The organism is Synechococcus elongatus PCC 11801, assembly GCF_003846445.2.
Taxonomy (GTDB): Bacteria; Cyanobacteriota; Cyanobacteriia; order Synechococcales; family Synechococcaceae; genus Synechococcus; species Synechococcus elongatus_A.
The window spans coordinates 1-22815 of the sequence record NZ_CP143529.1 but is presented as its reverse complement, the minus strand read 5'-3'; the positions used below and the strand labels follow the sequence as shown (position 1 = coordinate 22815).

Annotated in this window: 21 protein-coding genes; 12 read left to right on the top strand and 9 right to left on the bottom strand. The window is 45.6% G+C overall.

Annotation, left to right across the window (positions count from 1 at the left end; genetic code table 11):
- The first annotated feature begins 44 nt into the window (after positions 1-44).
- From DOP62_RS13825 to DOP62_RS13800, 6 genes are all read left to right on the top strand, one after another.
- Positions 45-2777 (top strand): class I SAM-dependent DNA methyltransferase, encoded by a 2733-nt coding sequence (locus tag DOP62_RS13825; RefSeq protein WP_334191187.1) that lies wholly within the window; start codon positions 45-47, stop codon positions 2775-2777.
- A 34-nt stretch (positions 2778-2811) separates the two neighbouring features.
- Positions 2812-3054 (top strand): addiction module protein, encoded by a 243-nt coding sequence (locus tag DOP62_RS13820; RefSeq protein ID WP_334191186.1) that lies wholly within the window; start codon positions 2812-2814, stop codon positions 3052-3054.
- Between the two features lie 106 nt (positions 3055-3160).
- Positions 3161-3463, top strand: coding sequence for a type II toxin-antitoxin system RelE/ParE family toxin (locus DOP62_RS13815; protein ID WP_334191185.1), 303 nt, complete (start codon positions 3161-3163; stop codon positions 3461-3463).
- Positions 3460-3750 carry an addiction module antidote protein gene (locus DOP62_RS13810; RefSeq protein ID WP_334191184.1) on the top strand — a complete coding sequence of 97 codons (291 nt, stop codon included), beginning with the start codon at positions 3460-3462 and terminating at the stop codon, positions 3748-3750. Before DOP62_RS13815 ends, DOP62_RS13810 begins: the two co-directional genes overlap by 4 nt.
- A gap of 3 nt (positions 3751-3753) precedes the next feature.
- Positions 3754-5874, top strand: a complete 2121-nt coding sequence (locus tag DOP62_RS13805; RefSeq protein ID WP_334191183.1) for a DEAD/DEAH box helicase — start codon at positions 3754-3756, stop codon at positions 5872-5874.
- Positions 5867-7072: a GIY-YIG nuclease family protein gene (locus DOP62_RS13800; protein WP_334191182.1), complete on the top strand. Its 1206-nt coding sequence runs from the start codon at positions 5867-5869 to the stop codon at positions 7070-7072. The genes DOP62_RS13805 and DOP62_RS13800 overlap by 8 nt, the downstream gene beginning before the upstream one ends.
- 186 nt (positions 7073-7258) lie before the next feature.
- Here DOP62_RS13800 and DOP62_RS13795 read toward each other — a convergent pair whose 3' ends face one another.
- On the bottom strand, positions 7259-7729 hold the full coding sequence (locus tag DOP62_RS13795) for a hypothetical protein (protein ID WP_334191181.1): 471 nt from the start codon (positions 7727-7729) through the stop codon (positions 7259-7261).
- Positions 7730-8521: 792 nt separating this feature from the next.
- On the opposite strand from DOP62_RS13795, the gene DOP62_RS13790 reads away from it, so the two are divergent.
- On the top strand, positions 8522-11503 hold the full coding sequence (locus DOP62_RS13790) for a plasmid replication protein, CyRepA1 family (RefSeq protein ID WP_334191200.1): 2982 nt from the start codon (positions 8522-8524) through the stop codon (positions 11501-11503).
- Between the two features lie 123 nt (positions 11504-11626).
- Here the strand turns inward: DOP62_RS13790 and DOP62_RS13785 are convergent, their stop codons facing one another.
- The 4 genes from DOP62_RS13785 to DOP62_RS13770 form a co-directional block, all read right to left on the bottom strand.
- Complete coding sequence (locus tag DOP62_RS13785; RefSeq protein ID WP_370538923.1) at positions 11627-12556, bottom strand: ATP-binding protein; 930 nt, start codon at positions 12554-12556, stop codon at positions 11627-11629.
- Between the two features lie 116 nt (positions 12557-12672).
- A complete protein-coding gene (locus DOP62_RS13780) occupies positions 12673-13269 on the bottom strand; it encodes a hypothetical protein (protein WP_334191198.1) in 597 nt (198 codons plus the stop codon).
- A 1-nt stretch (position 13270) separates the two neighbouring features.
- The gene (locus DOP62_RS13775; protein ID WP_334191197.1) at positions 13271-13612 is read right to left on the bottom strand and encodes a hypothetical protein; all 342 of its coding nucleotides are present in this window, start codon (positions 13610-13612) and stop codon (positions 13271-13273) included.
- A 14-nt stretch (positions 13613-13626) separates the two neighbouring features.
- Complete coding sequence (locus DOP62_RS13770) at positions 13627-14058, bottom strand: hypothetical protein (RefSeq protein ID WP_334191196.1); 432 nt, start codon at positions 14056-14058, stop codon at positions 13627-13629.
- Between the two features lie 2670 nt (positions 14059-16728).
- Here DOP62_RS13770 and DOP62_RS13765 point away from each other — a divergent pair.
- Both DOP62_RS13765 and DOP62_RS13760 read left to right on the top strand, forming a co-directional pair.
- Entirely contained in the window at positions 16729-16926 is a 198-nt protein-coding gene (locus tag DOP62_RS13765) for a hypothetical protein (protein WP_334191195.1), read from the top strand.
- 71 nt (positions 16927-16997) lie between these two features.
- On the top strand, positions 16998-17159 hold the full coding sequence (locus DOP62_RS13760; RefSeq protein ID WP_334191194.1) for a hypothetical protein: 162 nt from the start codon (positions 16998-17000) through the stop codon (positions 17157-17159).
- A 268-nt stretch (positions 17160-17427) separates the two neighbouring features.
- Here DOP62_RS13760 and DOP62_RS13755 read toward each other — a convergent pair whose 3' ends face one another.
- Together DOP62_RS13755 and DOP62_RS13750 are read right to left on the bottom strand one after the other, a co-directional pair.
- Positions 17428-18939 (bottom strand): hypothetical protein, encoded by a 1512-nt coding sequence (locus DOP62_RS13755; protein WP_370538922.1) that lies wholly within the window; start codon positions 18937-18939, stop codon positions 17428-17430.
- A gap of 451 nt (positions 18940-19390) precedes the next feature.
- Positions 19391-19657 (bottom strand): hypothetical protein, encoded by a 267-nt coding sequence (locus DOP62_RS13750; protein WP_370538921.1) that lies wholly within the window; start codon positions 19655-19657, stop codon positions 19391-19393.
- Between the two features lie 286 nt (positions 19658-19943).
- On the opposite strand from DOP62_RS13750, the gene DOP62_RS13745 reads away from it, so the two are divergent.
- From DOP62_RS13745 to DOP62_RS13735, 3 genes are all read left to right on the top strand, one after another.
- Positions 19944-20240 (top strand): hypothetical protein, encoded by a 297-nt coding sequence (locus DOP62_RS13745; protein ID WP_370538920.1) that lies wholly within the window; start codon positions 19944-19946, stop codon positions 20238-20240.
- Positions 20241-20282: 42 nt separating this feature from the next.
- Positions 20283-20417, top strand: coding sequence for a hypothetical protein (locus DOP62_RS13740; protein ID WP_370538919.1), 135 nt, complete (start codon positions 20283-20285; stop codon positions 20415-20417).
- 118 nt (positions 20418-20535) lie between these two features.
- Positions 20536-20982, top strand: coding sequence for a Rho termination factor N-terminal domain-containing protein (locus DOP62_RS13735; protein WP_370538918.1), 447 nt, complete (start codon positions 20536-20538; stop codon positions 20980-20982).
- A gap of 99 nt (positions 20983-21081) precedes the next feature.
- Here the strand turns inward: DOP62_RS13735 and DOP62_RS13730 are convergent, their stop codons facing one another.
- Entirely contained in the window at positions 21082-21750 is a 669-nt protein-coding gene (locus DOP62_RS13730; protein ID WP_334191189.1) for a DUF3102 domain-containing protein, read from the bottom strand.
- A complete protein-coding gene (locus DOP62_RS13725; protein WP_334191188.1) occupies positions 21747-22499 on the bottom strand; it encodes a ParA family protein in 753 nt (250 codons plus the stop codon). The genes DOP62_RS13730 and DOP62_RS13725 overlap by 4 nt, the downstream gene beginning before the upstream one ends.
- Between the last annotated feature and the right edge of the window lie 316 nt (positions 22500-22815).

Sequence of the window (22815 nt, the reverse complement as noted above, 5' to 3'; positions counted from 1 at the left end):
AAACGCTTTAGAGCTGATTCTGGAGTGATGCGAGGAGAGGGCAGATGAACGCAGTTGAAATCGAAGAGGCCATCTCACAACTTGCTGAAGCCCCCTTTGATCCAGAAGAGTTCCCGTTCGCTTTCCTAGAAGCTTTCGGAGAAAAGAGCACAACGATCAAGCGGCTCAAGCAGGGTGCCACCAATGCATCAGATCTTGAAGGTGTTCTGCAACGCAACAAAATCCATATCAAGGTTTGCCCGCAGGGAGAAGTAACAGCAACGCTCACTGCCCTAAGAGAGAGCCGAGCCACAGCGAAGCACAAGGTCAAGTTCATCCTCGCGACCGATGGACAGAGCTTCGAGGCCGAGAACCTGATCGAAGGTGAAACGGTTGCTTGCGAATATGCAGCCTTCTCAGATCACTTTGGTTTCTTTCTGCCCCTAGCGGGAATCACCACTGTTCGGCAGATTCGTGAGAATGCTTTTGATATCAAGGCAACGAGTCGGCTCAATCGCCTTTATGTTGAGCTGCTGAAGGAGAATCCAGACTGGGATACCGCAGAAAAGCGCGAAGCCTTTAATCATTTCATGGCGCGGTTGATCTTCTGTTTCTTTGCAGAAGACACCAACATCTTCCCAGTCGAGGGAATGTTTACCTCGACTGTGGCAACGATGTCAGCGGGAGATTCTTCCAATACCCATGAAGTGCTAGCTGAGGTCTTTCGATCGATGGCTACGCCATTAAAGAAGCGATCAGAGGCCAAGATTCGCAAGTGGGCAGATCAGTTCCCCTATGTGAATGGGGGGCTGTTCTCAGGCAGTGATGAAGTCCCTCGCTTCAGTAAAATTGCCCGATCGTATTTGCTGCATGTAGGCAGTCTGGACTGGACAAAAATCAATCCCGATATTTTCGGGTCAATGATTCAGGCGGTTGCAGATGAGGATGAGCGCGGTGCACTGGGAATGCACTACACCAGTGTCCCCAATATTCTCAAGGTACTGAATCCCCTGTTCTTAGATGATTTGAGGGAGCAGTTAGAGGCAGCAGGGGATAACTCGCGCAAGTTGCTGAATTTACGGCAGCGAATCACAAAGATTCGAGTTTTTGATCCAGCCTGCGGTTCAGGTAATTTTCTGGTGATTGCCTATAAGGAGATGCGGGCGATCGAGGCAGAAATCAATAAGCGTCGAGGGGAAGCAGATCGCCAGTCAGACATTCCTCTGACAAATTTTCGAGGCATTGAAATTCGGCATTTTGCGACAGAGATTGCGCGGCTAGCGTTGATTATTGCGGAGTATCAGTGTGATGTTCTCTATCGTGGACCAAGGCTAGCGTTGGCAGAGTTTTTGCCGTTGAAGGCAGAGAACTGGATTATCTGTGGCAATGCATTGCGGTTGGACTGGCTTAGTGTATGCCCGCCAGAAGGAACGGGGGTAAAGCTTGTTGCAGAGGATCTATTTAGTACTCCTTTAGATCAAGCAGAGATTGATTTTGAGAATGCAGGAGGAGAAACCTATATTTGTGGAAATCCGCCTTATCTTGGGAGTCAATGGCGTAACCAGTCTCAACAACAAGACATGGATCTTGTTTTCTCGTACGAGACCAAAAGTTATAAAGACTTAGACTATGTAGCAGCATGGTATCTAAAAGCTGCTGAATACTGTTCAAAACATAATGCTGACTGTGCTTTAGTTGCAACTAAAACCATTTGTCAAGGGATTCAAGTAGCCATGCTTTGGCCACTTATTCTAAAAAGAGGGCTATCTATTTCTTTTGCATATAGACCGTTTACATGGGGTAATTTAGCTAAAGACAAAGCTGGTGTTACCTGTGTTATTGTCGGACTTTCAAAAAGATTTAGAAAGCCAAAAAGAATTTTTGAAGACGATGCTATCAAGGAGGCTCACAATATTGGTCCATACCTTATTGATATGCCAGATTTAATAGTAACTAAACAATCATATCGCTTTGATGACTTGCCAAGAATGGATTATGGCAATAAACCATCAGATGGTGGAAATCTAATTATAGAAGATACTATACAAACCAAACATTTGCTATCTATGTATCCGGAGCTTTCCCAAATCATTCGTCAATATGTTGGCTCCCGTGAATTTGTAAATTCGAGAGTGCGTCATTGTTTTTGGATGAATGATAAAGATGTAGAGATAATCAGTAAGGTCCCTGAACTGAGTCAGAGAATTGAACAAGTTCGATTAATACGTAGCACAAGCAAAGGGAAACAATCTCAAAGCCACGCTAGTACACCTCATAGATTTGTCTATACACCTCATCAAGAGGGAATTGCTCTTATTGTCCCTCGTGTAACATCTGAGAATAGACCATATTTGCCATGTGGATTTGTCGATGAAAGAACGATTGTTGCGGACACAGCGGCTGTAGTTTATCAGGCCCCAATTTGGACTCTTGCTGTAGTTGCCAGTCGTTTGCATCAACAGTGGATTTCTACAGTTTGCGTTAGACTTCGGACTGATTATCGTTATTCTAATACTCTTGGTTGGAATACATTCCCAGTTCCTAAATTCACTGAGAAAAACAGATCTGATCTTACTCATTGCGCAGAAGAAATTTTGCTAGCAAGAGAGCACTATTTCCCTGCCACGATCGCAGACATGTATGACCCTGATCGCATGGATAGTGAGTTTCCTTTAGTGCGTGCTGCCCACGATCGTAATGACGAAGTGCTAGAGCGAATCTATATTGGTCGCCGCTTTAAGAACGATACAGAGCGACTGGAAAAACTGTTTGAGATGTACACCAAGATGACTCGCTAATGTGCAACTGCTAAGATCAGGCCAATTCCCTAGCATGGGTAAGTCAATGTTGACCCTAGAGCAACTGATTTCAGAAGCCACTGCGCTACCTGATTCCGACAAGGAAATCCTGCTAGATAAGATTCTCGAAAGCATCTCAGGAACCGTTGACTACGATGCCTTGCGTCAGGGTGTGAAGCTCGCACAAGATCGTCTGGCTGAAATCGATAACGGAACGGTTCAAACCATTTCGGGCGAAGCAGCTCTGGCGCAAATTCGGCAAATGTTTGCTCAATGAGGTACGAGTTTTATCTAGCAGCTCTGCAAGAGTATGCAGAAGCAGTGCAGTTCTTTAGCCAAAGTAACTAGCCTCTTAGACGTATCCCTTGGGATACACTTGGCTCATGATCGAAATTCGTCAGACTCAGACGTACAGCGACTGGTTTGCAGCTCTGCGCGATCGCCAAGCCAAAGCCCGCATTGATATCCGGCTTCGTCGTTTATCGATGGGGAATCCTGGGGACGTTAAACCAGTTGGGCAAGGCGTATCGGAGCTGAGGATTGATTACGGTCCGGGTTATCGCGTCTATTTTCTGCAGCGCGGTGAGACAGTCATTATTCTTTTGGCTGGAGGCGATAAACGGACTCAACAACGGGATATTCAAACAGCGATCGCGCTAGCTCAGTTGTTATCGGAGGATTTATGACAAAGCTTGAAACGACCGTTTGGGATGCAGCTGACCATCTCGAAACGAAAGAAGATATTGCCGCTTACCTAGAAGCAGCGCTCGAAGAGGGTGAGCCCAGTCTCATCATGGCTGCATTAGGGGATATTGCGCGTTCTCAAGGCATGACCGCGATCGCGCGTGAGACTGGTTTAGGGCGTGAAAGTCTCTACAAGTCTCTATCCAAAGAGGGCAATCCAGAATTTGCGACTGTCCTAAAAGTTTTACAGGCACTTGGCTTACGCCTTCAGATTGTCCCCACAACGTGACCCATGCCAGCTCCCCATGCAATCCCTGCCGTTTCCGTCACCTACGCCAAAGATGGGACATCGACAAAGCCCAACACCTTGGGGATGCGTCCCATGCAAGAGCGGGCATACCAAAAGCGAGGTGAGCAATATCTGCTGATTAAGTCCCCGCCTGCCTCTGGTAAAAGTCGGGCACTGATGTTTATTGCCCTCGACAAGCTAGAAAATCAGGGACTCAAGCAGGCAATCATCGTGGTGCCCGAAAAGTCGATCGGCTCCAGCTTCGAGAATGAACCCTTGAGCAAGTTTGGTTTCTGGGCAGACTGGCAGGTTCAACCTCAATGGAACCTCTGCAATGCCCCCGGAGCGGATGGCGGCAAAGTCGAATCGGTTAAACAGTTCCTCGACAGTGGCGACAAGGTTCTAGTCTGCACCCATGCCACGTTCCGGTTTGCGGTTGATCGCTTTGGCGTTGAAGTCCTCGACGATCGCCTGATTGCAGTTGATGAGTTCCACCATGTCTCATCCAACCCCGACAACAAGTTGGGCGATCATGTCCGGCAGCTCATGGAGCGCGACAAGGCTCACATCGTAGCGATGACCGGCTCTTACTTTCGGGGTGATGCCGAAGCTGTGCTCCATCCCGATGATGAATCGCGCTTTGAGACGGTCACTTACACCTACTACGAACAGCTAAACGGCTACCAGTACCTCAAGCAACTCGACATCGGCTACTACTTCTACTCCGGTAGCTACAGCGATGAAATCATGCAGGTACTCAATCCCAAAGAGAAGACTATCCTGCACATCCCCAATGTGAATTCCCGCGAGAGCACCAAAGATAAGCTCCGTGAGGTTGAGCACATCCTTGAAGAGCTAGGAGATTGGCAAGGGACAGATCCGCAAACAGGATTCCAGCTGGTCAAAACTGCCGATGGATCTATTCTCAGGATTGCTGACCTTGTCGATGATGACCCCAACAAGCGCGATCGCGTCACGGCAGCACTCAAAGACCCAGCGCATAAGAACAATCGCGATCACGTCGATATCATCATTGCCTTGGGAATGGCCAAGGAAGGCTTCGACTGGATTTGGTGCGAACACGCCCTCACTGTGGGCTACCGCTCCAGCCTGACTGAGATCATCCAGATTATCGGTCGCGCCACTCGGGATGCACCGGGCAAAACTCGCGCACGGTTCACCAACCTGATTGCAGAGCCGGATGCCAGCGAGGAAGCCGTTACAGAAGCGGTCAACGATACCCTCAAGGCGATCGCAGCTAGCTTGCTCATGGAACAGGTACTGGCTCCCCGCTTTGAGTTCAAGCCCAAAAGCTCCAGCAGTGAACCCACTGAAGGCTTTGACTATGGCGAGGGGGGCTACGACCCAACCCGCTGCAATGTCGGCTTCAATCCAGAAACTGGGCAAATGCAAATTGAAATCAAGGGACTGGCAGAACCTAAAAGTCCAGAAGCCCAGCGTATCTGCCGAGAAGACCTCACAGAGCTAGTCACAGCCTTCGTGCAAGATAAGCCCACCATTGAACAGGGACTCTTTAACAGTGAGGTCGTACCCGAAGAACTGACCCAAGTTCGGATGGGCAAGATCATTCAAGAGAAATTCCCTAATCTCGATCCAGTCGATCAAGAAGCAGTTCGCCAACATGCGATCGCGGCGATCAACTTTGTTCAGAGTGCGAAGCAAGTCATCGTTGACTCTCCCCAACCAGTGCCGCCAGAAGTCGGAGGGAGTAGCGATCGCGGGGCTGAGACAAAGCCCATTGATTTTGGGGATGGAGAACCTAGCCCGAACACAGCTCTGATTGATGGGGTGCGTCAGTTTGCTCTGTCTGTCACTGAGCTAGACATGGACCTGATCGATCGCATCAATCCCTTCGGGGAAGCTTATGCCATCCTCTCCAAAACCATGAGTGAGGAACGGCTACGGCAGGTCGCGGAAATTATTGCGGCCAAGCGCGTGAGCTTATCAATAGAAGAAGCACGCGACCTTGCAAAACGGGCGTTCCGCTTCAAGCAAGAGAAAGGGCGCTTGCCTTCCCTGACGGCGATCGATCCTTGGGAGAAGCGGATGGCAGAAGGTGTAGCCTTCCTACAGCGCAAGGCCCAGGAGGAACGAGATGCCTAAGAACATCACAGATGAAGATCTCGATCTTCTTAGCGAACTTGGTGTTGATCTCACCCCAAAGCCAGTTCGTCAACTTTCTGCCCGAGAGGAGCGGATTATCGCAGGCTTTGAAGAAATTGAACGCTTTGTAGAGGAGCACGGCAGGCTTCCACAGCACGGGGCTGACCGCGATATCTTCGAGCGCATTTATGCGGTACGTCTCGATCGCCTGCGCGAATCAGAGGAGTGCCGCACTGTTCTCACGCCGCTAGATTCCCGTGGACTGCTCAACTCAGCCAATGACAGCAACTGGCCATCAGCTGATGATCTGGATGATGCAGAACTGCTAGCTGCGCTCGGGGTGGATGTAGAAAGCTCGAATGATCTCACCCAGCTCACCCATGTGCGATCGCGTCAAGAAATCAAAGCTGCCGAGGAAATTGCCCAGAGAGATCGTTGCCAAGACTTTGAGAACTTCAAGCCCCTGTTCAAGCAAGTCCAAAAGCAACTTGAGACAGGAGAGCGCGAGACGCTGAAGTATCAAGACAACGGAGTCATTCGTCAGGGCGATCTGTTCATTCTCGATGGTCAGAAGCTACTGGTTGCTGAGATGGGCGAGTCTTTCATCAGTGACTATGGCTTGCCAAACTGCCGCCTACGAGTGGTCTACGACAACGGAACTGAGAGTAATCCTTTGCTGCGATCGCTTCAGCGGGCATTGAACAAGGATAAGAACAGCCGCCGCATCACTTCTCTGGATCTGGGACCCTTATTCTCTTCAGCGGAAGCAGAAGAGGACTTACCCAGCGGTTTTATCTATGTGCTGCGCAGCAAGTCTGAGCACCCGTACATTGCTGAAAATCGAGAAGTCATTCACAAGATCGGCGTAACAGGTGGGGACGTGCGCAAACGTCTTGCTAATGCCAAGAAAGACCCGACCTATCTCCTTGCAGAAGTTGAGATTGTCACGACCTTCAAGCTCATGAATATTGATCGGAATAAGTTGGAGGCTTTGCTGCATCGATTTTTTGATGGCGCTCGCTTGGATATCACTCTCTACGATCGCTTTAACAATCCAGTCAAGCCAAAAGAATGGTTCTGCATCCCTCTAGAAGTAATTGAACAAGCGATCGAAAAGCTTAAAGAAGGCACCCTCGATCAGTTTCACTACGATCCACAAACTGCTCAATTATTAAAGAGGCAAATGAATTTCAAATAAACACTTTAATGCTAGCAATAGTCATAATCATCAGACAAAAGAATTTATTAGATATTATGTTGAACATCCTAAAAATTTAGGATATGTAGTCCTCATTAAGGGTTCATGGAGATCTGGAAAAACTTGGTTCATGAAAACTTTATCAAAGAATCTCTAGAAAATGATGACAACTATGCTTATGCAAACTTATGTGGACTGATGATTACGTTTCTGTACAACTATTTGATTAAGGATTCTTCTGTTTATTTTTCTCCTCCATGCTATCTGGTTAGCTGAGAGTGTTTTTTTTAACCTTACTGCCATCAAGAATTCATACTCTCCTTCATAAAGATAGCCAGAATTATAAGCATATAGGATCAGAGCCTCACTAGGACTTTTTGTGTTATCCTCGGCAATTCGTTTAAGGCCAGCGAATAAACTATTAGTTTTAATGCCAATGAATCGATTGACACACACATTGCCAACATACGTAGTATGACCTGTTCTTTTATTCTTTATGTAACAGTGCTCTTTTATTTCTTTGCCGCACGGACAAAAATCATATTCTTTGCTAATCTCAATGCTAATCAAGTCCCATTCTTTTTTTGCCTGATTAAAATCTTGAGAGCATGAGAGAGGGAGAATATGAGCCTTAAGTCTTTCAAAGTTATGCGTCACCAGCGAGCCTCATTACTTTTTATTTTCTAGGTTTGCCTGAGAAACCAGAAAAATTTGGACGCCGACCCAGCGATCGAACTATAAGCCATTAGTTCCAATCTATAGTGCGCAGGCCTCTACTCTTAGACACATTCGTATATCAGTCTGTCTTTTACCACTCCATCCTAAAATCTCATGGCATTACCGGACTTCCAGTCTGTCAAGAGCCCGATCGCCTCTACTTTGTCTCCAGCACCGCAAACGGGTAGGCATGGCGAAGAATCATCTCAGGTATTGCTATTGCTGGTAAACCAATGCCTGTCCTTCTCTGACCAGCTGCAGGTTCATGTTTTTCCCTGCATGAAACATCTCTGCAATCAGACACCTCGATCGCTGGAGCTGAAAACAGACTCAGCTTGTTCTTCTCCATTGGCCTCAGCCAAGATTCGCCAAACCGCTCAGTTCGAGCGATACTATCCTGCAACCCCAGCTGTCAAGGAGTTGCCTAGCGTCTATTCCCTGCTTATCCCCTCAGCGCCGTGACTGTGCCCCTTGCTAGAGCATGCGCTGACTGACAATTGAAGCGAGTTTTAGTGGTTTCGACGAGTGCTGTGTGGCAACGGTACTAGGTCAACCCCCCTAAAACGCCAAAAAGCCCCGGGGTGGCACCCAGAGCTTGATGACATGGCGGTGAAAGCCATCGGACAAATCTTTTGTTAGTCCTGATGCTACCACCTCATGCCGTAGTTTCTTGCGTCTACGCACCGGCAGGTGTGAGGAAATTATGTATCTTTCTGTCCGAGGAGGCCGGTGATGGTCTTCTCTATCCCCGTATCTGGCGACCTTCAAACCCAGATCCAGCAAGAGTTCTGCCAGTCCAGCGCGATCGCTTTTAGCCTGTTCCAGCGGGCGATCGCCGTTGTGCCAGATGTTGAAATTGACCCTCTGTCTCATGAGGTCATCAGCACCCCGATCGCAGATGCCTTGGGCTGGAGCTTCACTCGTTTTGGTCAGCAAGCCCGAGTCAACCAGACGGCTGCAGTTTTTGTACAGGAATCAAACGAGGTCTGGCAGCTCAAGGTCTTTGGCGGAGATTCGGGCAAGCGAACCGGCTCTTACTGGGCTCCTAAAGGGATTGGCAACCGTGCCTATCTCCCGCCCGTTGATAAGAAGACCCAGCGTGAGCTCATCGGTGAGTACATCCGAGGCTTGTTCTGGGACTGGATTGAAGCCCATCCCGAAGTGCCACTGGTTATTACAGAGGGCGGAAAGAAATCGCTCTCAGCCATATCTGCTGGTTCAGTAGCGATCGCTCTCTATGGCTGCGACTGCGGTAACAGTCCAGATCTGACTCGCTTCCTAGTCCAAGGTCGCCCGATCTTCATCGCCTTCGACCAAGATGCTGCAGCTAAAACCCAAGCACGGGTCAATCGTGGCATTGCGCGGCTAGCACGACGGGCGATCGCGGCAGGGTGCTCAGTCCGGATTGCTCAGTGGGATCCCAAGTTAGGCAAAGGTCTAGATGATGTCATTGCAGCTCATGGGGCTGAGCAGTGGCATCAGATTCTGGCGGCAGCGCCTTCCTTTGAAGAGTGGCAACACCACCGGATAGAGCGGGCAATCTTCCAACGGTTACGCTTCCCACTCGGCAAATATCAGCCTGCTCTCAAAGTTTCAGAGGCAGATCTATCCCAAGCGATCGCCCTTGATGCGATTCCTCAGACCGGCATTGTGGCACTGCTATCGGGCAAAGGCACGGGCAAAACAAAGCTTCTGACCCGACTGGTCACAGGCTTAGAGCGAGTTCTTGCTCCTGGCCATCGTGAGAGTTTGCAGCGAGGGTTGGGACGCAGACTGGGCTTGGATTACCTGCACGATACGGATCGGGCTGAAGGGAAAAAGATTGGGGCTGAGGGTGAACCCACCTATCGCCTGAGCCTGTGCTGGGATTCATTACTGGCGATCAACCTCAAGGACTATCCAGCGGGCAGCTATGACCTCGTCATCGATGAAGCGGATCAAGGTTTCCGACACCTGATTAACGGTGGGACCTGTGGCAAGAGAGGAATGCGCCCAGGACTGATTGCCAAAGCCGAAACACTGATTCGGGGTGCCCGACGAGTCTTGCTGGCCAGTGCAGATTTAACAGCATTAGAGCTGGACTACGTTGTCTCACTGCGCAATGAGCAACCGTGGATCCTCCAGAACGACTATCGGGAAGATGGTTACTGCTGCTTGCTTGTGACTGATCAACCCAGACAAGCTGGTTCTCGTCGATGGGCTAGGTCAGTCGTCCTCGCTCAATTGATTGAAGCGATTCAGCGCGGCGATCGGCTTTGGATTGCAGTGGACACGCTCAAGGCGAGTAAAGCCCTCTATCAGATGGCGATCGCTCTGGGGGTACCCGAGAAGAAGATTCTGCGCTTCGACGGCGAAACCTCCAGCGATCCAGATCAGCGGCAATTCTCTGATTCGCCTCATCCGTGGATCCAGAAATACCAGCCACAGATCATCATCGCTAGTCCTTCGCTGACTTCCGGCGTATCGATTGAGATCGATTACTTCAACGGTGTCTTTGGATTCTTTGAAGGACAAAGCATTGCTCCATGGGATGCAGATCAAGCACTCTCCCGTGTCCGCCAGCCCGTACCTCGCATTGTCTTTGCAGTTGCCCATGGCAAGAGTCAGGGTATTTCATCTGCCCAGAACGCACTGACCTATCAGGCTGACCTCTATCGGCGTACAGAGTTGCTATCCCACTTTTCCAGCGATCAGTCGCTACTGCAGAAGGTGGACTTCCATTCCCCTGCTGCTCGGTATCACGCAAGCAGTGCAGCTGAACACAATGCGGCGATGGCTTGTTTTGGCCTGTCCATACATCAGCGATTGAAACTAGCCGGAAACTTTGTTGCCAGCGAAGAACAGATTGACTTTGACTCACAGTCCCTGCAGGCTGCCCATGACCTCTGGAGACAATCTCTTGCCCTTGTTCGTCAAGCTGATGCAGAAGCGATCGCCCGTGCTGAAGCCATCGAAGATGAGACTGCTATCTCTCTGCGTCAAAAGCGGGTTCTCACCCTCAGCGATCGCCAGAAGCTCAGTCGCTATGACCTCTGCCAGTTTTACGGCATCGCACCTGAGAAACTTCAAGTCGAGGATGTCCTGCGTGACAGTGATGGACGGAAGCGCCGTCAAGTGAAGGCCCTAGAGCTATTGATCTGGGACAAGCTGGCTCGACACAAGGACAAGCTCAAGATCGAGCGGCTTTCCCAGTGGCAGAAACCTATCCCTGCCCATGACTTGCCTAGTGCACAGCTACTTGCTAGGGGTGCAGATATTCTCGGCGTACGTGAGCTACTGGTTTTCCTGATTCAGACCACGGAATCAGAAAAGGGCTGGACAAAGGAGACTCCTGAAATCACAGCTTTTGCGGAACGTTGTCTCGCTCAGACCCGAGAGGTCAAGCTCTGCCTCAATCTGACGATTCGCCCCAGCATGCAACCCACCGCGATCGTCGGTATGGTGCTCCAGCACTTTGGGTTGAAGACTGTGATGAGGCGAGATGGAGACAAGCTCAGAACACGCTACTACCGACTTGATCTGGCTAGCCTCCAAGAGCTCAAAACCCTGCTGCAGACAAGGGTGAAGCAGTATGTCGAAGAGGGATTCTCACTCCGACCACACCCCTTAACTAAGACTCTTTTAGAGGGTGTGGACACAGAGAGCCAATTGGCTTCTTCGAGACCTGCTTTGTTCATGGTTTCAGCCCTTGATCCACTTGAAACAGAATCCTAAAGCGGTGATTAGTCGATAGGGAAACACCTCAGAGTTCTTTTCAATAGCTGCTGTTCAACCGCAGATGTCTGTGGTTAGAGTTGATGTATTTAGGAATAGAATCGAGAGAGCCTATGCTACCGGCTATGAAAGCTCAGCAGCAATAATTTCTTTCTCTTCTACTTCAGGTATTTGTACACTTCCTTCTACAGGACTTAACTTAAACTTAGCTACAGCTCTATTTGCTTCTACAACTCGAGTCATTGAATCGATTAGATGAGATTGAGTTACGCACTTAAGCTCTTTTGGTTTATTTTCTCTTGCTGCAGAAACAACAGCTTGGAAGACAGCATTTTTTATATCCCTACCTGATACGTGATCAAACTTCTTTGCTAGCTCTTCAAAATTAACTGAGTCATCAAGAGGAAGTTTACGAGGGAACTGAATCTGCCAGACCTTAACTCTTGCTACTTCGTCTGGTAATTCAAACTGAATTTTCCATCTTATCCTACTTAGAAAAGCAGGATCGTAGTTGTGTATTATATTAGTCGCAAAAACAACAACCCCCTCATACTCAGAAAGCTGTTTAAGCATTACGCTACGAGTTAAGTTGACAGCAGTATCCGATGATTGAGTGACATTTTCTAGCCTTTTTCCTAAAAAAGAGTCAGCTTCATCAAAGAAAAGAACTGCTTTATTCTCTGTTGCAAACTCAAAAGCCTTAGCTATATTTTTAGGAGTTTCACCTACAAATTTTGATTCAAGCAATTGATATGGAATATCTACTATTTTTAGCCCTAATGTATGTGCTAAAGCCTCAGCAGTCAATGTTTTTCCTGTCCCAGGTGGACCTGCAAAGTTTATAGAAAGTGCTTTATCAAGTTTGTGCTTATCTGCCATACCCCATTCTTGATAAATGAGATCCTGGTATTTTAGCTCTGCAATAATATCTTCTACTTGAGAAAGAGCAGATTTGTTCAGAATAACGTCTGAAAGTGTATATTTAGGTTCTTGAAGATATGGACTAAAGTCTATTGTAAGGCGATTTTTGCTTTCTTGTTTTTCATCTGGCACGAAAATCCAGTCATCTGATTTTTGGCTTCCTATCTGAGTATTTCGCTCATTATTTCTCAAGACAAAAACCCCAAAGACAAAAGTATTTTTTGAATCAACGCTTTCAAGTTATTTAGCTATCGTACTTCAATAACTAAAGAGTCAAAAAAAAGATTTTGTTTCATGAGCTCATTTGGAGCACTTTTTTCAATAAAATTTTCTGCTATTCTGACCCAATCTGAGATAAGAGGTAGACTTCTGACTTCACCGGGTAGTTTTAACACCACACAAAAATCATCAAATAAAGGAGAAAATAAAGATTTAGATATTTCTTCTAGACTCTTCAGCTCCAATCCGTTGAGTCCATTGCTAAGAATATGAATGCTTTTTATTTGAGAAAATGGCTTGGTTAGGTTGCGTGGAATTATAATATCTTGATTACTAGTTTCAGGAACAAAGTAGCCTCTCTTATCTTTATCTATATTGCTGTCATATAGCCAAATTTTGAGACTTTTGAATTTACATCTGGTAGTTTTACGACTTCTGTAAAAGATACGCCGAATCATTAAGTCATCCAGAAAACTTAGGACTTTTTTACTAACGACACACTGTCCGTTATCTAGTCTTTCACCAGGAATTCCAAATAACTCAATGGTTCTTAAATATCCTTCTTCTTCTGAGGATTGAAATCCTACATGTAAAAAGACTGCTTCGTTTCTTGCTGATTGGGACATATCAATGCCAATTTTCTAAAGTCAGTACTTTTGATTCACTTCGAACTTTTGGCAGTGGAGAATCTTGTGGTGCCTGCTTTAAACGAAAAATTTCAGAGGGCTTAGTATTGTATTTATTAGGATCCCAAATTTCCATTATCGTCTCCCCTAGTGCAACTCCAGCATAAAAAATTACGTACAAAATAGAAACTAGTCCAAATGCAGCGTACAAGATAGCGGAAACTGTTGTTTCCCATATCTTTTGTAGAGACCACAGTAAACTATTCAAGAAAGTCCTAGCTGCTTGACCAAGCCAATCAACTAGATCATCGAGAAGTGATCCTAGCCATTGAAAGAATCCCATTTACATTAAACTCCCTATTGTTCGATAGTCAGAACATGCTCGATAGAATTTTGTTGTGTTGGTAGTTGCGCCTCTTCATTCTTGTCAAGTACTCCCATAGAAAACAAATATGACTTGTTCTGTTGACTGAGTGGATCAACAAATTTTATAAAAGCCGTCCTTGCTTCCGTAAAAAAAGATACTCTCCACCATCGACGATAACCTATTGCTAAGAGCAAGTAACTTTCTATACTTTGCCAAGCTTGCTCTAGCCATTGAGCTATTCGTGCCAGTAAATGTTGCGTAGCTTCTTTGACAGTACCCCACAAATATTGAGCAGATTTTACAAAACCTTTCCAGAGCTCAGCAAATGGTTGAGATAGAGAATTGACAATTGCTGCGACAGCGTAACCTAAAGCCACTCCCACTAAAATGGAAGCACCAATCTGAAAAATAGCATCCCACATAAACTAGTACTTGTCCTTTTTTAAAGTGTTTTAACCTAGTTTTGCTTTCTTGGAAACTCAAGATGTATAATTTTATATTAAAAAGGACTTCAATTTTACATGCTATGAGCGTGCTTTTTTGTATCTATCCATACACTCTAGGTTGCTAAGGCCTCTTGAAGCTGTTCGCAGCTTACGCAATGTAAGTATACTCATTAATACTGCAGTATCTGCCCTTCTAGATAAACGAGATATCTCTAAGACTAGCTTGAGATAGCAAAATTCTTTTTTGTAAGCAGCTCCAGGATTGTAGTAAGTAAAAATTTTCTAACTTAGTGCCAAGTGATTAAAAATTACCGTCAGTGTTGGCTCATGTACTATCATTGAGCCCAAAGTAATTAATTTCTCATGTTACCACAGCAGTTTTTTACTTCTCAACTTAATCTCTAGGATTACCGACTGCCATTAAATAGATAGAGTCAAATCTAGCATGACAAAGAGAATAACTTAATGAATACCTGCTCATACCCTAGATAATCTCCTGTAGTAGGAAGCTACCATTTCAGTATCTTTAGTAAAAGTAAGTACTTTTGTGAGAATATCTCAGGGCTTTCCTTAAATTGACAGAGGGTAATCAGTCACTATATTCTCTTTTGAAAAAATTATTTTCTACAAATCCCAAGAGTCTTGGTTGAAAAATCTAAAGTCTAAGAAACTATTCCAGTCGAGAAAGTCAATCTTTAAAATCCTCGATCTCAACTGGCAAGAGGTCTCTAGTTTTTCAAACTTTCTCTAAATATGGTGCTAGTCAGAAGCTGGAATTGAAAATTCAGAAAATTGTAAAGTGCTGTTCTGAAATTTTTCTAAGACAAGTTTTTCTGAGACTAACAATCAGAGAAGTAGTTTTGCCAAATTTTGATTTTCGTCGTAAGTAGGCTCCGGATCAAAATTTGAAATTTCCAAAAATAGATTTTTGGAAAAACAGCGTCTGAAAATTTTTCAGCAAAGTTCTTCTTAGAGCCAAAATCTAAAAAACCTGATCTGAAAAATTTTAATTTTGATCTGAGACTCCTCAAATAGGAGAAATGGTTAAACTTTTGTCTTTGATCGAAATTTAGAAATTTGAAAAGACGGAGAATCTCTATTTGAGGAGAACTTTGAAAACTTTTTCTGTGGCTAAAATTGAAAAGCTACTTTTGCTAAATTTTAAATTTTCTATAAGAGCCTCTACTCATGCCTAAAATTCAAAATTTGGAAATTTGGAGAATCAAGATTTTGGGAAAATTTCTATCTGGAGAAAACATTGAGAGAAAACTTTTCTGAGGCTGAAAGTCAAAAAATCCAAATCTATAAATTTCAAATTTTCACCAAAAGTAAAAGTTCTATCATTGCCTCTGTCTAGGGAAGCCTAGATCAAATTTTGAGATTTGGAAGAAATGAGATCTGATAAAACAACATCTGAAAAGTTTTTCTGAAGAAGTTTTCTCTTAAGCCTATAGCTCAGAAAACCAATTTTGCAAATTTCGAACTTTCATCAAACCTAAATAAACAAATCTTCCTCTGGAGGAATTGACTGTGATCAAGATCTGAATACAAAAACTCTAACGATCTTTTTATCAAGCGGTGATATTTACTCAATCATCTAAGAATTAGACAAAATTAAAGCTTCATCCGATATAGATCTGTCTGGAGTCTCTGTCTATCGATTGGAATTTTGGCAAAACTTAGGCTGTATTTTTTTAGAGAGAATTTTGATCGTTTTTACTGAAAAAATAACTCTGACTCTAGGACTATCCTACCGTAACAGCCATATCTGAATCAGGCTGATCTGAAAATCAAATTCAGTTCGTCGAGACTTTGGACTTGAACCTAGGAATGTACTCGCATCACTAGCAAAGGCTTCTCTGATTGGTGGATGGATTCCATATTAGATCGGGGTAGAGACTGGAGGGATGACAGATTTTGGATTGGAAATCACAATAATGAAACGAAATTTTGGGGCTTAAGTACTAGATGCTTGGGTTTGAGTGGTACTTTCAGCATCCAATCCCTTATTTTCGTACCTTTTTCAATTACTTTTAATCCAAAAGAAATCCCATGTGAGCCTATATTTATGGGCAAAACTCAAAAATTTTTCATCCTTTTTCAATTACTTTTTTCTAAAATAAATCGTGCGTGAGCCTATATTTACGAGCAAAACTCAAAAAAATCCCGATTTTGCCCCCTTTTGGCATGGATAACCAGTCGTAGTAGATCAAGAAATTGCTGGAAAGCAACTCTCTGATACGGCTGAAGGAGGCTGTATCTTTGTTGGTCCATCCTTTTTGCTCCAAGATTTAATCGATTGGGAGCTCTTAGATCCACTGAGCAAAACTGGTGCTAGTATATGCAAGGCAAAACACACTAAAAGCAAAGTAGGCGATCGTGCTCAAGCAGAGCGAAGCCTAAATGTCCCTGCAGCTCGTAGTGGCCAACCAAACTTGAGAAAATGTGTTTGAGAATTGCTAGACCTTGATCGGTTGATGCCGTAGGTGTTAGTAGCTAGGTTCTCAAAATCACTACCTGCAAGAGAGTACGGATGATCTGCTCTCTATCCTTCAATCAGACAAATATGACTTCTGGTTTAGCGTGTGATTGTCCTATTTTTTCAGGTGACTGCTAGTTTCTCTGTTTAGCCTAAGGAGGCAATGAATGACAGATATCCAATCTGATGAAATGAAAAAAGAACTCCAAACTCTCATCGATATGGCGAAAGACCGTGTTGGTGATGTGTTGAGTGATTCTGAAATTGAGGAAGTTGCGAAATCTGTTTTTGAGGAGCTCCTGATGCGTGGGGAATATTCGCATCTTGAGGCTGATGGCAAAAAGATAAAACGAAATTGGGAGTGAAAAGTAAACCTATTGGAAGTAGTTAATCGTTAGCTCAAACACAGTCCTGTCCTAACTTAGAGGTTAATCTCATGACCAAGAAGTACTCCTACTTCGATCTGATGGCTGAGCGGAAACAGGCTTTGTTCCGTGGAGATGAAAAGACGGCTGCTCTACTACTTGCGCTCGCAGAGAAGCTATCAAAAAAAGGTCTCGTTTCAGACAATGAAATGCTGGGAGGCGCATACATCTAAGACACTCTGTATCATTTTTGGAGCGTAGCTGTGTTTAGGTTGATCTGACCTGATGCTGTTTTAAGAGCAACGCGTCAATCTACAAAAACCTAGTTATAGTCTGGCTTCTCGGCATGCTACTCAGCAAGAAAATCTGCTATTGAACTTAGAGATTTGATCAAGAGACCCTGAAAGCCTCGCCGTAACTAGGTTTATTTCTAGGATTATCTAAACGACACAAACAGATGATGCATCAGCGATCGTCATATCAGAACTAATTAACCTCAACCTAGAATAGAGAATATTGACTACGGTCAGGGCGGGGTGCACTAATTCGCCTAGGGTCAGTGTAGAGAGGCTCACTAGTACCAGTCCAGTGTAGATTTTTATAAAAACCGCTGGGCTCTTCAGACAGTTGATTCAATGAATTCACTACCACCTGAATGAGCTGAATACAAGCTTGTGTTTGAGATACAACTTGCTTCTCGGTAAAACGGATAACGACAATCCCCTCTCGGAGAAAAGCCTGATTACGAATAGCATCTCTATCCGGATCATGTGAAAGCTTTCGGCAGCCTTCATCTTTGCTAAAGTACCATGGCTCATCAATCTCAATATCAATTAAAAAGTTGGTATCTGTATAAATTAAAATGTCAGGAAAGTAATTTAATCGACTAACAGAACTAATAGCAATCCCCTCGGCACAGAATCTAATCCCTGTAAGTTCAGATGCCACACTCCCGCAGAAAAGATCATCAAAGCGACCGCCGGGAGCCGTGCCCTTTTGAAAATGATCAGGCTCGAATGGTTTTTCTGGGATAACGATTGTTTCATTTTTATATACAGGGATTTTCTCGACTTTAGTTTCCGTAGACTGACGAATCCAAGCTACAGATGAGATAACACCAGCAACAGCCATCCCTCCCAAAAGAATAGGGAGCTCTATTGCAGCCAGTCCAAGTAATAAGCCTGTGCCTAGAGTGGTTCCAATCGATCGCTTAACTCCAGAGATTTTTTTGAATGTCTCAATTTTTTCTTCATAACTAGCTACAACTTGCTGAAACTCACGACTCTCTTCCAGCACGAAGCGTTGTGCTCCTAATTCAGGAAGTAGGATTTGAGGATATGCTGATTGAAATGACATGGCTGTACTCAAAAGATTTGAATTGCTAGCTCTGTCTAGCTGGATGGGATCATAACTGAAATTTTCTTCTCCTACGAGACGAAGAAGCTGCCACCATTCATCATCAGTTAGTCGTCGATTTGAGCCAAGCAATTGACTCTCGTGAATCAATGAAAGAAGATTCTCCTCTAAGTGACTCTTGAATAAAATTGAATGAGGGTCAGTAGTTCTGCTAAAGCCTGCATCTTTCCATTCATTCTCTGTGACTAGAGGTAAGGCAACTAGTGATCGAAAAGGAATCAGGCTAGTCTTAGTGAAATTGTTTTCACTGTTATATTTTTCGAATAAAGCACAGACTGATTCAATAGCCTCTTGATAAGGACTGCCAGATACTCTATAACCATTGCTATATCTCCATGATGATCCATATACTGACGCTATGCTTCTAATAGAAATCCTTCTAACCTCAATGAATATGAGTCCTAATTCACGGTCAGCAATTAAAATATCGGGCTCTCTATGTCTCTTATCTAGGATTCTTGAAAAAAAGGGAAAGCGCCAGTAGCCTCTGCATTCTCGGTTAGAGAAAATTCTTTGGACCTCATTCCAAAGCCACTGTTCTGCGTCCCCTCCTGGAAGATTAATTGATTCCATCTGAAGGAACTTAGAAAGTGGCATGTATTATTTCCTTTTAAATGACAGATTCTCAGATGAAGTCCAGTTGTAGCATGACTTTTACACAACTTTTAAATACTAAGGTTTCATAGTGTAGCTGCGTTTAGACTTTCGCCCTTCTGCTGTTGTAGGCAACGCATCAACCCACACAAACCTAGTCACAGCCTGACTTCTCGCAATGATATCCAGCAAGGTTATCTGCTGTTGGACTAAAGATATTGATTGAGATAGCCTAAAAGCCTTGCTGTAACTAGGTTTGTTGCTAGCAATATCCGACTAATGAGATTTGACTAACTCTACGATCTGAGACGCAATTGTCTCGATTTAAGATTACCCTGTGCGAGACTGAGATTGATACCCGCCATCAACTTTGATTGATGTAAGTTCCAAGCGGATCAATCCGGTGTGTCATTGGGAGCAATATCATCTCTTGCTTCTCCCATTGATGATGATTTCACTGGGACTGCTGCTGACACTGTTTGATAAACTCATCCACCCACTCTGGCAGAGCTTCTCCTTCCGGCCAATTTTCAAGTGCTGCTTGAATCACACCTCTCCGCATAATCCGCACTCGGTCAGCACTATCCAAGCTCAGCAGCATTTTCTCGATATCTAAAGGAAGCCGCACTGCGATCGGGCGAGTCCCACTTTTTGCCCCACGGGGTAGCGGGTCAAGGGGCTGACAGGGAACCATACCTGGCTCTAGTTTCCCTCTCGCCATAGCTTTCCTTGTGGGTGGTGTGTATACGCTCCTATTTTAGCTAGGTATATGGACAGAGAATTACGCCATAATTTGCTACTAAAGATTGTATACAGTGCTATTATTGAAGAGTGAAAAGAGATAGCGAGCAACGATTGGCTCTCTACTCAACTCCCCTAATCATCCAAGCCTTTCAGCATGACGGTAGCTAGGTCGTGGTCACCTAGTTCCGCTCTTGGATTCAAGGGGTTCAGATCTTTCTCTCTCTGCTCAAGTCACAAGTTTCAAGCGAGGAAACATGGAATTAATGAGTGCAGTAGCACTACAGTCTGCACGCCAAGTTACGACCAAGTACGGTGAACGGTTCGTGGTGAATGTCCGCCTTGAAGATGGGACTGAACAAGCAATCTGGGCACCAACTGATCTGGCTGAAGTTGGCACCATCTGCCAAGGTCAAACTTTTCTGGTTGGTCGTAATCGCAACGGCAATCTCAATTTCATTGATGCCCCGACCGCAGCAGAAGCCCCAGTCCATCGCTCGATCGGTTTTCAAGCAAAGCCCATTCCGGCAGCAGTTCCCAATCTCGGTAAAGCAGCGCTATAAATTCCCACTGAGGTCAAAGCTGCGATCGCTGCGGATGCGGAATTGTTTGCTAAGGTCTATGCCCATTGCTACCAACAAGCTCGTGCTGTGATGCCAACCGATGCTCCGGCAGATGCGATTCAGGCTTGTGCTTCTAGTGCTTGGATCGCCTTGAGTCGTCGTCACGGTCTGGGCTGAGATTTAAGAAAGCAAAGAACTAACGCCTTGAATTAAAACGAACTCTCTGTACAAAAAATCGATCGCGATGCTCTACACCTCCCGCGATTGCCCCTCGATACATTTCCAAGTCACCCTCATGGATAACACTGCCAAGATCTTCCGCTTCACTGCAGGACTATTTCAACTTTTGTTCTTGCTGGCTTGTGCTGCGATCTCTGAATATGCGCCCATAGTGGGTCGTCATCTGGGACGTTGGGCAGGTCGTACCATCGTTGCTGGTCGCTGTGCTCGTGCTTGGTATGAAGCGAATGCTCGCGAAACGGTGGAGTCAATTGCGGCTCTCGCTATGTTCTCTATCCGTGCTTTTATCGCTGCACAGCTGGGAACTCACTGTCCCCGTATTCGGGCATGGATCACTCCCTACAACTTCACGGCTTATGCTGAAGGGATCGATGGTGTGTTGCCCAGCACTACTCTCTCTGAACTAACGATTCGACAGTTGAAAGCGATCGCTCGGGATGCCGGTATCCGTAGCTATGGCTCGATGACTAAATTTGCTTTGATTACTGCTTTAGCTACCTAAGTCCTAAGCGCTGTAGAAGTTGCAACTATCTCTTTGAAGGAAAAATCTGAAATTTCTCACTGTGAGAAATTTAGGAATTCCCCTGAAGTCGCCCGAGCTTTAGCCACGGTCTGCTAATTGACGCAGCTGTGTGACTGCTTCTTGAATCTGCTTCAGAAGTGCTTCTTCTTCGTGCCCGAACGGCTCCGCTTCTGCGATCGCCTCTTCCAGAGAGTTGGCTAGTTTCTTGAGTCGCTTCGGTTCCTGAAAGAATCTGCGAGGAGCAATAGTTACAGGGGATTCACCCACCTGCTTGAGCTGCCGCTTATGGCTTTGAATTTCAGCATAGGCATCCTGCAAGCTGAAATTTCTCACAGTGAGAAATTTATGGCTCAGCTCCAGTTCTTCCCAGTGCTTTGCCAGATCCATGTAGCGATAAGCTGTTGCCCGACTGATGTTTTCAGTATTCTGCTCTAGCCAGCCCAAGAAGCTTCCGTGCGGACATTTCTCTTGAGCAGCGAGGAGTAACGTGCCGATGAGGATTGCTCCAGCAGCATCAATTTGATCAATGCTCCGCTGAATTTGGTGGGATCTTTCCAGAAGTTCATTGAAGTTTAGTCGATTGGCTTCATCCCGCATCTCTTGAAAGTCAAGAGTAAGTAAAGACGGGGGCAAAACAGCTATGTCGTGCGGCATCGCCTCTTCGGGTTGCTGCCGTTGAAAACCTTTGTACTGCCGCCTCCGCCTCATGGCTTCCCGTGCCTCTTTATCATTATTTGAGGAGCTCATTGTCCTGTACTCAACAGACGATCGACAACTTGGCGATAAGGCTCAATGATGACGGTATCAGGCAAGCGACCGTTTGCAGCAGCATTGGCAACCTCTTCACTTTCCCAAACTGGCGCGACCCGAATTTCTCCTAACTCTTCACTCAGGAGTTCTAAAGCTAAGGCGCAACGTCGTACCAAATTGGCACCAACTCGCCTAGCGCGACAGGGGATTACAGCAAGAAGTTCAGCCTGTGTTGCCCTTTCTTCGCGCAGCTCATCTAGTAATTCTTGAGTTCTTTCCCAAGCTCCAATCCCTTTACTAGAGGCTTCCACGGGGCAGATCACAGCATTTGCCGCCCCGATCGCTGCAGCATGAATCAGAGATTTATTAGCCGGAGTGTCAATTAGGACAATATCAAAAGTCTGGGAAGACAGCTCTAAACGCTGCGCCAGAAGAAAAGCTGGAGCACCTTTGCCACTTAGCCAAACGGGAATCTGTTCTAAATGTCTTGTGGCAGGCAGAATCGAGACATTTTCTAAATCAGTAGGACGTATAGCTTCAGCTAGTAAAGACTTGCCTAATAAAACCCCAGCAATCCCTGAACCCTCAGCCTCGGGTGCGATCGCGACAGTGGCATCAGCTTGTAAGTCGAGATCAATCACCAAGACGGAGTAACCGCGCTGGGCAAGTTCAGCAGCAGTGAGCACGAGAGAGGTCGTTTTGCCCTGCCCGCCTGAGAGCGAAACGAAGGCAGCTGTGATTGTCATTGCGATCGCCCAAAAGCAAAGGCTCCGGCGATGCTACCACCCTCCGGCGATCGCACTGCCGCTATCGTGAGGCTGAAGAACAGAGGATGGTTGGAATGAAACCCAAGAAGTATGTCTGCCCTCGCTGTAAACAGAGAACGGGCGTTGCAATCCTGTACGGAATGCCTATTCCTGAAGTTTGGGAAATGGCTGAGCGTAAAGAGATTGCCTTAGGTGGCTGCTGTGTTGGATGGGAAGATCCAGAGCGTAAGTGTCTGAGCTGCGATCACGAATGGCGTATCAAGCGTCGGAAAGCGCAGCTGGAGTGGTTGTAGAG